Genomic DNA, 13,863 nt, shown 5'->3' on the forward strand with positions numbered 1-13,863 from the left:
ATAATTTTGTGATATCATTTAAATAATAAATTTTATCACAATGCAAAAAGTAGCATTCAATTGACACATCGAGGGTATGGAATTACTCAAAGAAGAGGTGCTGTTCAAATTCAATCCTAACATTTATATCATTACAGAAAATTTAGTTAGTTCAATGAATGTTTTCTTACCAGACTTTGTAAAACATAAACCTATATGAGTCTATAAAAGAAAACAGAACTTTTTAAAAAAGTAGTATTTGCACTAACAATGGGTATAATTACAACTGGAATTATTTCATTCTCATTAATCTCTATCAACTTAGGTTTTAATGATCAATTTTTACAAGTATGGTTAAAGTCATGGTTATTAGCTTATGTTTTTGTTATTCCAGCAATACTTTTTATTGCTCCATTAATAGAAAAATTTGTTGATAGTCTTTTTAAAAATAACGGATAGTAATATTTATTGATAAAGGTTTGGATCTAAGCTTCTATTTTTTAATTGTATGTTTATGCAGATGATATAGTAGATTAGATTAGAAGCTTCTTGTAAAGAAAAAAATATTTGAAAAGACATATTTTTAACACCTATATTTGTTTTACACAGCCCATATAAATATAATATTTAAATTACTTAAAATACATATGTTCACAATAGATAAAATCACTAATAGAATTGAAAAAATAACCGAAAAGACTTTTTCGGAGCTAGGATTTAAAGAACGTGAACATTTACAAGAGTGGATTGCTAATAACCCATCATCACTTGGAGATAAAGAGGAGCAAAAATTACTAATAATTCAAAAAGAATTTGATGGGTTTGATGATACAAGAGAAAGGCTAGATTTGTTAGCGGTTGATAAACAAGGGAATATAGTAGTTATTGAAAATAAACTAGATGATACAGGACGTGATGTAACTTGGCAGGCATTGAAATATGCTTCATATTGTTCAAGTTTAAAAAAACAACAGATTTTCGATATCTATCAAGATTATTTAAATAAACAAGGATTGAATGAGAATAGTGAAGAAAATATTCTTGAGTTTTTTGATAATGAGGATATACAGCTTAATCAAAATCAACGAATAATATTTGTTGCAGCAAATTATAGAAAAGAAGTAACTTCAACTGTTATGTGGCTGCTATCTAAATATAAATTGAAGATTCAATGTTTCAAGGCAACTCCATATGTTTTTGGAGAAAAGTTTTTGTTAAATATAGAACAAATAATCCCTGTTAAAGAGGCAGAGGATTATACAATTAAAATGGCTGAAAAGGCTCAAGAAGATTTTAATTCTCAAGAAGAATTAAAAACTAGACATTTGATTAGAAAAGGTTTTTGGACTCGGTTAATAAGTGAACTTAATACTAAGTCAAATTTATTTCAAAATATTAGTCCCTCCATTTACAATTGGATTGGAGCTGGTTCTGGTGTTCGAGGAGTAGGGTATAATTTTGTTATTTCTAAAAAGTATGTTAGGGTTGAATTATATATAGATAGAGGAGAACTTGAAGAGAATACTCTAATTTTTGAAAAACTAGAGACCGAAAAAGAAATTATAGAAAAAACTTTTGGACAAAAACTAGTTTGGGAAAAACTAGAAGATAAGAGAGCCTGTCGAATTAAATATGAAAATTCAAATGTTAATGTTTTTGAAAAAGAGAATTGGAATGAAATGATTCAATTTTTGATAGATGGAATGATTCGTTTTGAAAAAGCATTTAAAGAACATTTAAAGAAAATAAATAGTCAATTAAAAAGGAAAAATTTAGGATAAAATTTTGTTTTCATGTTTTTAGTAAGTGATAGGTGTAAAGATTTTGTTTATTGTTTCCCTGAATTATTTATATGTTAATTCAAAATCAAAAGGAAATAAAAACTTCACATTAGTATTAGAATAACAAAATTATGATAAGTGAGTTTGAATTGACATGGAAGAAGAAAAATTTAGAATGTTTTCCTAATGTTTCTCATTTTGAATATTTTATTGATGGAGTAAACTTAAAGGAAATTATTGATGCTAAATACGGTTTCAATGCATTTGTTGAAAAAAATGAGTTTGTGGGGTGGATTAATGAGAAGTTGGATTTTAAAAACTTGGAAATTAGTGGTAGAATTCTAAAAGGAGAAAAAATTAATGAATTTTTATTAACTGAAAGTAAAAGCTTAAATTATAAGTTTGAATCTCAAATTCCTTTATATACCTGTTTATGTGGAGATATTAATTATAATGGTCTTATGGTAAACATCGATATTTCAGGAAATAATATAATTTGGGATTTTAAAGATGAGGTAATGCCTATTGTTGTTTTTGATCTTAAACAATATAGAAAAGAGATTGATTTGAAAATTGTAGGATTTAAGAGGAATAAATATAACAATAGATAAATTGAATAAAATGTGATAGTAAAAATGTGTAAAAAAGAATAGCGCTATTATACCCCAAAAGTTAGTACATTAAAGTTAAATACTATTTGATATACCGATACCCAATAATTTATGGATTAATTAATATTTAAAGAAAAAAAAATTCAATGTATAAAGAAATACAACAATTACAATCAGAGCTTAATGATAATTGTAATGAGTTTTTAAAAATAGAGAGCAATAAAATAATTATCATACCAGATTTTGGTAATGAATCACATATTGAATTAAAGCACAAAGACAGAAGTTGTAGAATATATCCATACTACTTTAGCGAGATTCCTGTATATGAGTTTGAATGGGATGGGTGTCCTATTTTTAAAATAACAAGTAATGATCTTGAAAGACAAGTAGCAATAATAAAAAGTTGGGTGCTAGCAAGAATAATTCCATCAGAAATACAAAATCAATTTACAGAAATAGAGTTGAATAAATTAGCAAAATACTATGAAGAAGGAGAAGGTATTAAAGGTGAATTTATAGAGAGTTGGAATGAAACAGAAGAAAGACATTTTAACCCAGATAGATATGAGGAAGATAAAGAAGCAATAAGATTAATCAAAGAAATGAGATTAGAAGGGCTAAATGAAGAAATAAGAATAGGTACTCGATTATCTTGGTTAATGTTATCTAGAGCAAGAAGGCATATTATAAATGATAATACTCCGCATATAGGCATATATTTCTTAGGGAACAATAAAATGAAAATGTATTCAAATTTAGAGAAAAAAAAAGAAGAATACGAAGTAGAAGTAAAGTATGGAGAATCTTTGCAAAGATTAGTGAAGAAATTATTAGAAGTAGAAATTAAGTAAAAAAGACTACAAAACCACCTAAATAATGCAGTAGTAACATGAACATACTGCAACAAAAGCAAAAAAATAGAGAATAAAACAATCATAAAAACAGCAGTAGCAGCAGCAAAAAAGAGCACAGTTGCAGTTGGTCAAGAGTACAGCTTCAGTTAGTGAAGAGCACAGTTGCAGTTGGTTAAGAGTACAGCTTCAGTTAGTGAAGAGCACAGTTGCAGTTGGTCAAGAGTACAGCTTCGGTTAGTGAAGAGTACAGTTGCAGTTGGTCAAGAGTACAGCTTCAGTTAGTGAAGAGCACAGTTGCAGTTGGTCAAGAGCACAGCTGCAGTTAGTCAAAAGAACAGCTCCAAAAAAAAATGCAGCAGCAGCAATTTTAACAAAAAAGCATAAAAAAACCTCAACAATACTAATGTATCATTGAGGTTTAACGTTTTTAAAAAACGAATAGAATACTTACACTAACTTAAATTCTATATTTTTTAATACTTTTCTTAAACGTTTATCAGGTCTAAAATTTACATGCGACTTATTAATTAATCGAGTACTTACTTCTTCTTCCGTTGCAACCCCAGAAGAATTGATACCTATTTGAAAAGTACCTAAGGAATCTAACTTTACAATTTTTCCTTGAGATAATTGATCCAAAATATTGTGCACTAATGAAAGTACTACAGCATAACAATCAGCTTCTCTAACCGTACTTTGGTTAGAAATTAAAAACGCAAGGCGCTCTAAATCGGTAATACCATCTCCAATGGCATGTAAATAATGTTTTTTAGGCGCAGTAATGTCTTGTGGATTTACTTTTTCAATTCTTTTTACGTTAATCATAATTTTTTGGTTTTAGTGTAGTAAAGTTATTTTTACTACAGGTTACACTTTTCATTTATAGCCATTTTTACTGTATAGCTTGTGGTTCAAAAATAATATTTAATACAGTTTAGCTGTTTAAAAACAGTCGTTTGTATCTGTAGTTGCAGTAAAAAGAGTTTTAAGAATTATGGAATTTGCACTCAATGTACTGTGGGGTTCTCTAATTTTAAATTATATTAGATGCACAATAAAGAAGATAGAATTATTTTTAGAGCTTAATAGTAAAAATCATATTTAGAAAGAGGTGTAACTTTTTGATTTAAAATAACTAAAAATACGAGTAAATGTCTGTTCGAGCGCAGTCGAGAACTTTTTGTTCAGTACATCAAACAACTATAGTATTTAATAAGAGTTATTAAAGTTCAGGTATAACCAAAAAATACGTAGCTAATTACTAAACTCTATTACTTTATTTAAAAAGGAAAATATATTTTATGGCACAATGTATGCTATAAAAAGTAAAAGATTAACAAACCGAATAATCTTAATTAAACTTAAGAAACAAATTAATGAGCAAAATATTAATCATAGAAGACGAAGCGGCAATTCGTAGAGTATTAAAAAAGATCATATCAGAAGAAAATGACAGTTATCAAGTAGAAGAAGCAGAAGATGGTTTAGCGGGAATTGACTTGATTAAAAATAATGATTACGATTTGGTATTGTGTGATATAAAAATGCCAAAAATGGATGGGGTAGAGGTACTGGAAAAAGCCAGAAAACTAAAACCTGAAATTCCTATTGTAATGATTTCTGGACACGGAGATTTAGATACAGCGGTAAACACCATGCGTTTAGGAGCCTTTGATTATATATCTAAACCACCAGATTTAAATCGCTTATTAAATACGGTTCGTAATGCATTAGATAGAAAAGAGTTGGTTGTAGAAAACAAGCGACTTAAAAAGAAGGTGAGTAAGAATTATGAAATGATTGGCGAAAGTGAAGCGATTACTCATATAAAAGATATTATTGAAAAAGTAGCAGCTACAGATGCACGTGTTTTAATTACAGGTCCGAACGGAACTGGTAAAGAGTTGGTAGCACATTGGTTGCACGAAAAATCAGACAGAGTAAAAGCTCCAATGATTGAGGTGAATTGTGCTGCAATTCCATCAGAATTAATTGAAAGTGAGTTGTTCGGTCATGTAAAAGGAAGTTTTACAGGAGCCAATAAAGATAGAGCGGGTAAGTTTGAAGCAGCAAATGGAGGTACTATTTTTTTAGATGAAATAGGAGATATGAGTTTATCTGCTCAAGCAAAGGTATTACGTGCTTTACAAGAAAATAGAATTTCTAGAGTAGGTTCTGATAAGGATATTAAAGTAAACGTACGCGTATTAGCAGCTACCAATAAAGATTTAAAAAATGAAATAGCTGAAGGACGTTTTAGAGAAGATTTATACCATCGTTTAGCTGTAATTTTAATTAAAGTTCCTGCTTTAAATGATAGAAGAGAAGATATTCCTTTATTAATAGATTTCTTTACAGATAAGATAGCCAAAGAACAAGGTACACCTAAAAAGAGTTTTACCAAAGGAGCTGTAAAGTTATTGCAAGAATATGATTGGACTGGTAACATTCGTGAATTACGTAATGTAGTTGAACGTTTAATTATTCTTGGAGAAAAAGAGGTTTCTGAAAATGATGTAAAACTTTTTGCAAGCAAGTAAATAGTATTATTTGAGGCGTAAGCTTCGTTTAATTCTATTAGAATACATTTAGAGAAAGGCTGTTTTGAATACCAAAGCAGCCTTTTTATATGTTTTTACAATACTACCTCAATGTGTGGAGGTAAAATATGCTTTACATCACATTTATTATATCTCCATTCACAAACTTCTGTTTCTAAACATTCGTGTGGATGTTCGATACGAGCACAACCACCTACAATTACATAACCAAAACCTCCGTTAATAGATTTTTGTTCTTTTTGATTTAACAATTTCCCACCGATACTGTAAATTGATTTTTTCATTATAAAAATATTTAAAGATTGTTTAAGTATGTGATCATTTAAAGACATTCACAAGCTATGTCTGTTGTCTTTACAGTAGTTGAAAAAATTATAACATCATGAAACACAACATGTCAAATATAGCATTCACTTATGCCGAGAAACAATTAAAATATACTCAAATTTGTAAATTTGAGTATAAATACCAAGAGTTTAATATGTTGTTTATTAGTGTTTTATGTTGTTTTTTGTTGTGTGTGGTTTAGGTGAGACTATAAGTAGGTATAAGTTGTTTAAAATTTTAATAGGTTTGTAATAACCTAAAATAATAATTATATGAAATTAAAGATGTTACAAGCAAAAGTTTTGAAAAAAGAAGAATTAAAACAGATTCATGCAGGTGTTGCTCCAGATTGTGAACCAGGAGAAATAGTAGTGCATATTCCAGGTACAGGTTTAGTATGTAGACCTAGTTCTTGTGGATGGGAAATACTAGATTTATCTGGAGACACTTCTGGAGGGGAAACAGACTCAGATGATTCTAGATTAGGTTTACCATTAAATTTTGGAGGAGGTTTATAAATCTTCCTTTTTAAGCTCTTTAAGGTATTGGGAGGGGGTTACTTTTAGTAACTTTTTAAAGTTTGAATTAAACGAGTTTGTACTTTTGTAACCCGCTTCTTGTGCTAGAGCGTTAATAGTGTAGTTTCTATAGTTTTTTTGATGTTCTAATTTAGATACAATGCTATTAATTTTTAGTTTGTTTGTATATTCGGCAAACGTAATTCCTAGATTTTCATTTACAGTTTTAGATAAATAACTAGAATTTGTTTTTAGTTTTTTAGCAATGGTGTTTAATGTATAATTAGGTTTACAAAATAGTTCTTCTTTTTCTAAACCTTTTAATTTTGTTAGTAATGCGAGGGCATTATCATCTGATAAACTAGAAGATTTTGATAAGCTGTCCTTAGAAATTTCTGTTTGAAGTTCCGAAATTCTTGTCGTCAATAGATGAATGTTTTTTTGATTTTCTTTTCTGATATACATAAAGTAAAGTAACACTAAACTAAAAATGACAATAGATGCTATTAAAAGGTATCGGTAGATTGTGTTTTTATGTTTCTGATCAGTATAGTTTTTGATGTATCCCTTTATTTCTTTTTCTCTATTTTTTTTATGTACAATATCATTTACAGATAAATTAGTGTTGTTTTTGTTTATAAGATGTTTTTCTAACTTTTCAACATACAGATTTGCAAACTCTAAAGCTTTTGAAGCGTTCTTTTTTTCTTCCTGTATTTTGAATAAATAAAAGTAAGATTTTGCTTCATTGTCAAGTAGTTGAAAGTTAGCCCAAGTACTGTTGTGTAACTGTTCTAAAAAAATAGCTTCTGCAGAAGTAAAATTTTTTGCATGGTATTGACATTCGGCTACTCTAAATAATATTTGAGCTACTCGTTTTGGATAGTTCTTCTGTTTGAATATTTCTAATCCTCTTTGATAAAACTTTTTAGCATCGTTATATTTTTCTTGATGAAAATTTATATCGGCATTTAATAAAAACAACGAACCTTTATAGTTGTGTATATTGTATCTGTGAGCATTTATATTGGCTAACGCAACATATTTTTTAGTAGAATCTATATACGTGGTATATCTTTTTTTATCAGCTAAAAACAGATTTATTGATCGGTTGGCTGCTTTTACCAGTTCTCTTATATATTCTTTCTTTAAATCATTATTGTTATCAAAGTCAGCAATACTTTTAATTGTTTTTAAACTAATACTGCTAATTTCTAAAGCTTTTTGATGTTTTTTAGATAATGAATACGCTCTTGCTAAAGAAGATTGAAGCTTTATTTTTAAGATAGGAGCACACTTTGTGTCACAAATTTGTAGAGCATCATTTAAAACATGAATAGCTTCTGGCAATTGGTGTTGTTCAATATTATGAAGCGCAAATAACAACTGAATATTAGCATTAATTTCTGTGTCAGGATTGTTTACTGTATGTAATTCTGAAAATGATTTTTTAAAAAGAGTATCTGCTACAGCATATTTAGAGCGTAATGTATGAATGTAAGCTTTGCCAGCGTAACCATATGCTTTTTCTTCTTTAGTTTGATTTGAAGAAATTAAATGATTGGTGAAAGCTAGTGCACTATCTTTATTTTTAGAAAGTAATTTGTTGTAAGAGGAAATTAAATGTTGAGCTCTTTGTGAGTGTAAAGAAATAACGATTAAAAAAAGGAACAGTGTAAGTTTTTTAATTTTCATTAAGCGTTTAATTTTCTGATAGCAATCAAATATAATTAAATTTTAATGGAATGTAATAAATTGAAAAAGAAGAGCATTGCTCTTCTTTTTCGTAGTAGTTAACTTAATATTAAGCCAAGTAAAATTTATTAAGACATATAGCTCTTTAAAAAAGAACTAATAAGAATCATAAACAAATCCCTTCTCAGCATCGTCATTAGTATTTGCATACTAATAGCCTTTATTCAATGTTATAGACTACAAAGCTACTAAATTTAATTATGACTTTTGTTAAATTTAACGCAACAAGATGTTAATAGTTAAATCTATTACAGATAAAAGTATTCTGTAAATTATAAACCTATTCTTTTAGTATTCCGTCTTTTTTATTCACAAACTATTTTACTGAGAATTTAGCCTAACCAACTTTAAATAGTTGATTTCGATTGTTGTGAGTTGCTATAATCAATAAAATTTATTGTAGAATAAGATTTTTCTTATTCATTTTCTCTCTTTTTAGTTGAAAAGAGAATATTTTTGTACCAGAAATTAAAGTATATATTTTAATAATAACATAATAAAGAATTAAAAAATGGCGACATTAGTTGGTAAAAAATTTCCAGATTTAAACGTAGACGCAATGAACGAAATGGGGGATACGTTCAAAGTAAATGTATTAGAAGAAGCTGTAAACAATAAGAAGAAAGTAGTATTATTTTGGTACCCAAAAGATTTTACTTTTGTTTGTCCTACAGAATTACACGCTTTTCAAGCTGCTTTACCAGAGTTTGAAAAAAGAAATACTATTGTAATTGGTGCTTCATGTGATACTCCAGAAGTACACTTTGCTTGGTTAAATCAATCTAAAGATAACGGAGGAATTGAAGGTGTAACTTACCCTTTATTAGCTGATAGCAACCGTAACTTATCTTCAATCTTAGGTATTTTAGATATTTCTAACGAAACTTATGATGAGGCTACAGGTACTGTACAAGTAGAAGGAGATAACGTAACTTACAGAGCTACTTACATTATTGATGAAGAAGGTACAGTTGTACACGAAGGTGTAAACCACATGCCATTAGGAAGAAATGTAAATGAGTTTTTACGTTTAATTGATGCGTATACACACGTACAAGAAAAAGGTGAAGTTTGTCCTGCAAACTGGGAAGAAGGTAAAGAAGCAATGAAGCCAAATGCTAAAGCTACTGCTGAGTATTTAGCATCTAACTAATATTTACAGATTACGAATTACGAATTTTAAATTCGTAGTTCGTAATTCTTAAACTCAAAATTAAAAACATGGTACAAGAATTAAGTCAAGATAATTTAGCTGAATTAATTTCAGAAAATAAAACAGTAATCGTTCAGTATTCTGCTACATGGTGTGGTAACTGTAGAATTATGAAGCCAAAGTTTAAAAAGCTTTCTACAGAAAATGAAAACGTATCTTTTGTAATTGTAGATGCAGAAAAATACCCAGAGAGTAGAAAATTAGCAACGGTAGATAATTTACCAACGTTTGCAACTTTTGTTGATGGTAAGTTTGTAAACCAAACTCAAACTAACAAGTTTGATGTATTAAAAGAATTGGTAAGCGAAGTAGTATAGTTATGAAATTACCAGTAATAAAACATTTAACTTCTTTTATAGAAGAAAACGATCAGGATTATATTTTAGAAACTATTGAAACTTTAGAAGCTCTTACAGAAGTTCCGTCATTAAAAGACGAAGAATTAGATGTAATAGGAGAGTTGATTTCTAATATGTACGGAGCCATTGAAGTTGATAAAATGATTAAAGAAGGAACTCCAAAAAAAGAAGCTTTAAACACTTTTATGAAAAGAGTTTTAGGCTCAATAGATAAATAAAAATCCTAAGTTTTAAACTTAGGATTTTTATTTTCCCGTTTTTATACTCTTCGATTTTAAAAGTATACTCTTATCTCTACTATTTGAGAATACCTTTGTTGTATATTATAAATTAACATACAAATGACAAAGGATATAAAAAAAATAGGATTAACATTGTTACTATTATCTTCAGTAACATTTAATTCATGTAGTGATTCTGATAGTTCACAAGAGACATTAGAACTAACCAATGTTCAGAAAGCTGTAGCTTTAATAGAGGCATTTGAAACAGGAGATACTGCTCCTTTAGATTATGTAAGTAATGAAACTTACATTCAACATAACTTAAATTTTCCTTCAGGAAAAGAGGCAATCGTTCCTTTTTTTACAGGTGAAGCTTCTGGAATTACAGTTAAAATTCATAGAGTTTTTTCTGAAGGAGAGTTTGTATTTCTTCATACTACTTATGGAGGCGCATGGAATAATGGTACTCCACAGGTAGTTTTTGATATTTTTAAGTTTGAAAATGGACTAATTGTTGAACACTGGGATAATCTTCAAGATGAAATATTAGCAACCGATACAGTTAGCGGAAATTCAATGACAGATGGAGTAGTTGATGTTTTAGATTTAGACAAAACTTCTGAAAATAAAATTTTAGTAACTAATTTTGTGAATGATATTTTAAAAGAAGGCAAAGATAATATTACAGACTTTATTAGTACTGAAAAATACATTCAACACAATCCACAAGTAGGAAATGGATTAGATGGTTTAGTAACTGCGTTACAATTTTTTGCCGATAATAATTTAAAATTACAATATGATACAGTACACTATGTGTACGCTGAAGGTAATTTTGTTTTAACAGTTTCTGAAGGGGGGTTTTTAGATTCTCAACATGTAGCTTATTATGATTTATTTAGAGTTGAAAATGGAAAAATAGTTGAACATTGGGATGTAATTCAAAATATTCCAGCGCAATCAGAATGGAAAAATGATAATGGAAAGTTTTAAGATATTGTACTTACTTTTCAAAAAAATCCTAAGTTTTAAACTTAGGATTTTTTTTACTTTTAATTTCTGTCTAAAACAATTGCATCATCATCATTGTGATACAGAATAAGCTGGTTGTTTTTGTAGTCGTATTTGTTTACTTCTTCAATTGAAAATAAAGATCCCCATTCTGGATCAAGAGCTAGTGTAGAAATAACAGCAAAGGTGATACTCTTATTCTCTTTTAGTGTGTAACTTCCATTAAATTGATTTAAAACGGATCTACCAGAAATTTGTCCTTCACCATTTTCACCTGGTAAAGAAAAACCAATAGTAACATCACCGTTATTTACATCAGGCCATGTGTTATCGTCTGTTTTAATAATTTTTTTACCATCTACAAGATAGAATGATACTTTCCAATTCCCTTCAAAAATTTGAGCATCAGTAATAACATCTTCATTGTTTTCAGAGCAACTTACCATTAACGTTATAAATGTTAGTGATAATAATAAGGTGATTAAATTATAAAAGTTTTTCATTTTAATTAATATGTTTAGTATTTATTAAGAAGATGAATTATTTTATAAATGGTTGCGTTTTGGGGTAAAAATTATTTAAGATATGTTGATTGTATAAAATCGATGTTTTTTAAGATTATAACTATTTTTTTCTCTAAAATGACGAATAGTTGTGATTAGAAATTTAATAATTAATGATGTGTTAATCTTGTGATAACATCTGAATGTTGAGGAAACAATGCTATTAATGCTTCTTTTTTAGGAAGTACAAAATCTCTAAAGTCAAAACCAGGTGCTACAGTACAACCTGTAAAAGCAAATGAGTTTTCGTGCATAACTTCTACTGCAAACCAATATTGAGCTGGTACTACAAACTGAGGAACTTCATTAGAAAGTAAGTTGTTACCAATAATCACATTGCTATAAGTACCATTAGGAGCAATCATATGTAATTTAATAGGGCTACCTGAGTAAAAGTGCCACATTTCATCTTGATTGATTTTATGGAAAGCTGAGAATTTATCAGAGGTTAATAAGAAATAAATAGCGGTACAGTAATTTCTATCACCATCAAAATGGTCGGATAAATTTTCGTTGTTAATTATGCCTTCACTTCTATAAGTTTCGCTGTAATAGCCTCCTTCTGGATGTTCTAGTAAATTGAATTTTTGAATAATGTCTTGTGCAGTCATTTTATAAGATGTTATTTGGTTTTTGATTTGCAATTTTAATTCTTTTGTCGATTTACAATTAAGGATAATCCTAAAAAGGTTAGTGCTCCATTTAAAATAAGAATGGCAAAACTAAAATCGAAACCAAGCGAATTTTTACTGTAAGAACTAATTAAAAAAGTTAATACAGGCGCTACAATACAAATTATAGGAACTAATTTATCTTTTACATTGAATTTGGTAAACAAACCAAAAGCATATAACCCTAATAAAGGACCATAGGTATACCCCGCAAACTGAAATATTTTGGCAATCACACTAACGTCAGCAATAAAATATTTAAAAATAAGAATGGTTGCTACCAATGTAAAAGAGAATAAAATATGTATTCGCTTTCTAATTTTTATTTTTTCTTCCTCATCTTCTTTTTTATCAATTTCTAAAATATCTATACTAAAAGAAGTGGTAAGTGAAGTTAAGGCACTATCTGCACTAGAATATGCAGCAGCAATTAAACCCAATAAAAAGAATAGGGCAGTAGCCAAACCTAAATCACCGCTCATAGCGATGGTAGGAAATAATTGATCTTTATGAGCATCTATTCCGTTTAAAGAGGCGTAGTCTGTTAATAAAACACCTAGAGCTAAAAAGAAAAAGTTAACAATAACTAATACTAAAGTAAACCAGAAGATGTTTTTTTGAGCATCTTTTAATGTTCGGCAGGTTAAGTTTTTTTGCATCATATCTTGGTCTAATCCTGTCATAACAATGGCAATAAAAGCACCAGATAAGAATTGTTTCCAAAAGTAATTTCCGGCGTTTATATTTTCAAAAAAGAAGATCTTAGATAGTTTGTTGTTGGCTATATAAGAGAATAAACTGTCAATTTCCATAGTATCATTAATCATTACGATACATACGCCTACTGCAATTAACATAAACAAGGTTTGTAAAGTATCTGTCCAAACAATCGTTTTAATTCCCCCTTTAAAAGTGTATAACCATATCAACAAAATTGTAATGGTAACTGTTACCCAAAACGGAATTTGATACGCATCAAATAATATGAGTTGTAATACATTTGCTACTAAAAATAAACGAAAGGCAGCACCAATGGTTCTTGATAATAAAAAGAAAGAAGCACCAGTTTTATAGGAAGCTGTACCAAAACGAGTTTCTAAATAGGTATAAATTGAGGTAAGGTTTAATTTATAATATAATGGTAGTAGCACCAAACCGATAACTGCATATCCAACTACATAACCAAATACCATTTGCATGTACCCCATTTGTTGTGTTTCAATCCAACCAGGAACAGAGATAAAGGTAACACCAGATAATGATGCTCCAATCATACCAAAGGCAACTAAATACCAAGGAGATGAATTGTTAGCTTTAAAAAAGGTAGCGTTATTTGCAGATTTACCTGTTAAAAAAGAAATAAGTATAAGTACACCAAAGTAGGCTATAATTAGTAGTGCTATGTGTAATGGTTGCATTGATTAACTTTTAAG

16 protein-coding genes are annotated in these 13,863 nt (G+C 28.9%); 10 read left to right on the forward strand and 6 right to left on the reverse strand.

Features of this window, described 5'->3' with window-relative positions; all coding sequences use genetic code 11:
• Positions 1-249: 249 nt before the first annotated feature.
• The 4 genes from EYW44_RS09640 to EYW44_RS09655 all read left to right on the forward strand — a co-directional run bounded on the left by EYW44_RS09640 (position 250) and on the right by EYW44_RS09655 (position 3,225).
• Entirely contained in the window at positions 250-438 is a 189-nt protein-coding gene (locus tag EYW44_RS09640) for a DUF2798 domain-containing protein (protein ID WP_132723460.1), read from the forward strand.
• A gap of 188 nt (positions 439-626) precedes the next feature.
• A complete protein-coding gene (locus EYW44_RS09645) occupies positions 627-1,760 on the forward strand; it encodes a DUF4268 domain-containing protein (RefSeq protein WP_132723461.1) in 1,134 nt (377 codons plus the stop codon).
• Positions 1,761-1,891: 131 nt separating this feature from the next.
• On the forward strand, positions 1,892-2,371 hold the full coding sequence (locus EYW44_RS09650; RefSeq protein WP_132723462.1) for a hypothetical protein: 480 nt from the start codon (positions 1,892-1,894) through the stop codon (positions 2,369-2,371).
• 146 nt (positions 2,372-2,517) lie between these two features.
• Positions 2,518-3,225, forward strand: coding sequence for a hypothetical protein (locus EYW44_RS09655; RefSeq protein WP_132723463.1), 708 nt, complete (start codon positions 2,518-2,520; stop codon positions 3,223-3,225).
• Between the two features lie 450 nt (positions 3,226-3,675).
• Here EYW44_RS09655 and EYW44_RS09660 read toward each other — a convergent pair whose 3' ends face one another.
• A complete protein-coding gene (locus EYW44_RS09660) occupies positions 3,676-4,053 on the reverse strand; it encodes an HU family DNA-binding protein (RefSeq protein ID WP_132723464.1) in 378 nt (125 codons plus the stop codon).
• A gap of 551 nt (positions 4,054-4,604) precedes the next feature.
• Here EYW44_RS09660 and EYW44_RS09665 point away from each other — a divergent pair.
• On the forward strand, positions 4,605-5,768 hold the full coding sequence (locus EYW44_RS09665; RefSeq protein ID WP_132723465.1) for a sigma-54-dependent transcriptional regulator: 1,164 nt from the start codon (positions 4,605-4,607) through the stop codon (positions 5,766-5,768).
• 95 nt (positions 5,769-5,863) lie between these two features.
• Here EYW44_RS09665 and EYW44_RS09670 read toward each other — a convergent pair whose 3' ends face one another.
• Positions 5,864-6,073, reverse strand: a complete 210-nt coding sequence (locus EYW44_RS09670) for a hypothetical protein (RefSeq protein WP_132723466.1) — start codon at positions 6,071-6,073, stop codon at positions 5,864-5,866.
• Between the two features lie 315 nt (positions 6,074-6,388).
• On the opposite strand from EYW44_RS09670, the gene EYW44_RS09675 reads away from it, so the two are divergent.
• Complete coding sequence (locus EYW44_RS09675; protein ID WP_132723467.1) at positions 6,389-6,634, forward strand: hypothetical protein; 246 nt, start codon at positions 6,389-6,391, stop codon at positions 6,632-6,634.
• Here EYW44_RS09675 and EYW44_RS09680 read toward each other — a convergent pair.
• Positions 6,629-8,329 carry a helix-turn-helix domain-containing protein gene (locus tag EYW44_RS09680; protein ID WP_132723468.1) on the reverse strand — a complete coding sequence of 567 codons (1,701 nt, stop codon included), beginning with the start codon at positions 8,327-8,329 and terminating at the stop codon, positions 6,629-6,631. The two genes, EYW44_RS09675 and EYW44_RS09680, sit on opposite strands and share 6 nt — an antisense overlap.
• Before the next feature lie 571 nt (positions 8,330-8,900).
• Between EYW44_RS09680 and EYW44_RS09685 the strand changes: the two genes are divergently transcribed.
• The 4 genes from EYW44_RS09685 to EYW44_RS09700 all read left to right on the forward strand — a co-directional run bounded on the left by EYW44_RS09685 (position 8,901) and on the right by EYW44_RS09700 (position 11,178).
• Entirely contained in the window at positions 8,901-9,542 is a 642-nt protein-coding gene (locus EYW44_RS09685; RefSeq protein WP_132723469.1) for a peroxiredoxin, read from the forward strand.
• 68 nt (positions 9,543-9,610) lie between these two features.
• Entirely contained in the window at positions 9,611-9,919 is a 309-nt protein-coding gene (locus tag EYW44_RS09690; protein WP_132723470.1) for a thioredoxin family protein, read from the forward strand.
• Positions 9,920-9,921: 2 nt separating this feature from the next.
• Positions 9,922-10,179, forward strand: a complete 258-nt coding sequence (locus tag EYW44_RS09695) for a DUF6952 family protein (protein WP_132723471.1) — start codon at positions 9,922-9,924, stop codon at positions 10,177-10,179.
• A gap of 123 nt (positions 10,180-10,302) precedes the next feature.
• Positions 10,303-11,178, forward strand: coding sequence for a nuclear transport factor 2 family protein (locus tag EYW44_RS09700; protein ID WP_132723472.1), 876 nt, complete (start codon positions 10,303-10,305; stop codon positions 11,176-11,178).
• Between the two features lie 59 nt (positions 11,179-11,237).
• On the opposite strand, the gene EYW44_RS09705 is transcribed toward EYW44_RS09700, so the two are convergent.
• The 3 genes from EYW44_RS09705 to EYW44_RS09715 form a co-directional block, all read right to left on the reverse strand.
• The gene (locus tag EYW44_RS09705; protein WP_132723473.1) at positions 11,238-11,699 is read right to left on the reverse strand and encodes an META domain-containing protein; all 462 of its coding nucleotides are present in this window, start codon (positions 11,697-11,699) and stop codon (positions 11,238-11,240) included.
• A 170-nt stretch (positions 11,700-11,869) separates the two neighbouring features.
• A complete protein-coding gene (locus EYW44_RS09710; protein WP_132723474.1) occupies positions 11,870-12,370 on the reverse strand; it encodes a cupin domain-containing protein in 501 nt (166 codons plus the stop codon).
• 35 nt (positions 12,371-12,405) lie between these two features.
• Entirely contained in the window at positions 12,406-13,848 is a 1,443-nt protein-coding gene (locus tag EYW44_RS09715; RefSeq protein WP_132723475.1) for a sodium:solute symporter, read from the reverse strand.
• Positions 13,849-13,863 lie beyond the last annotated feature (15 nt).

Origin of the sequence: Tenacibaculum sp. M341 (genome assembly GCF_004337695.1) — a bacterium.
In the GTDB taxonomy this organism is placed as follows: domain Bacteria; phylum Bacteroidota; class Bacteroidia; order Flavobacteriales; family Flavobacteriaceae; genus Polaribacter.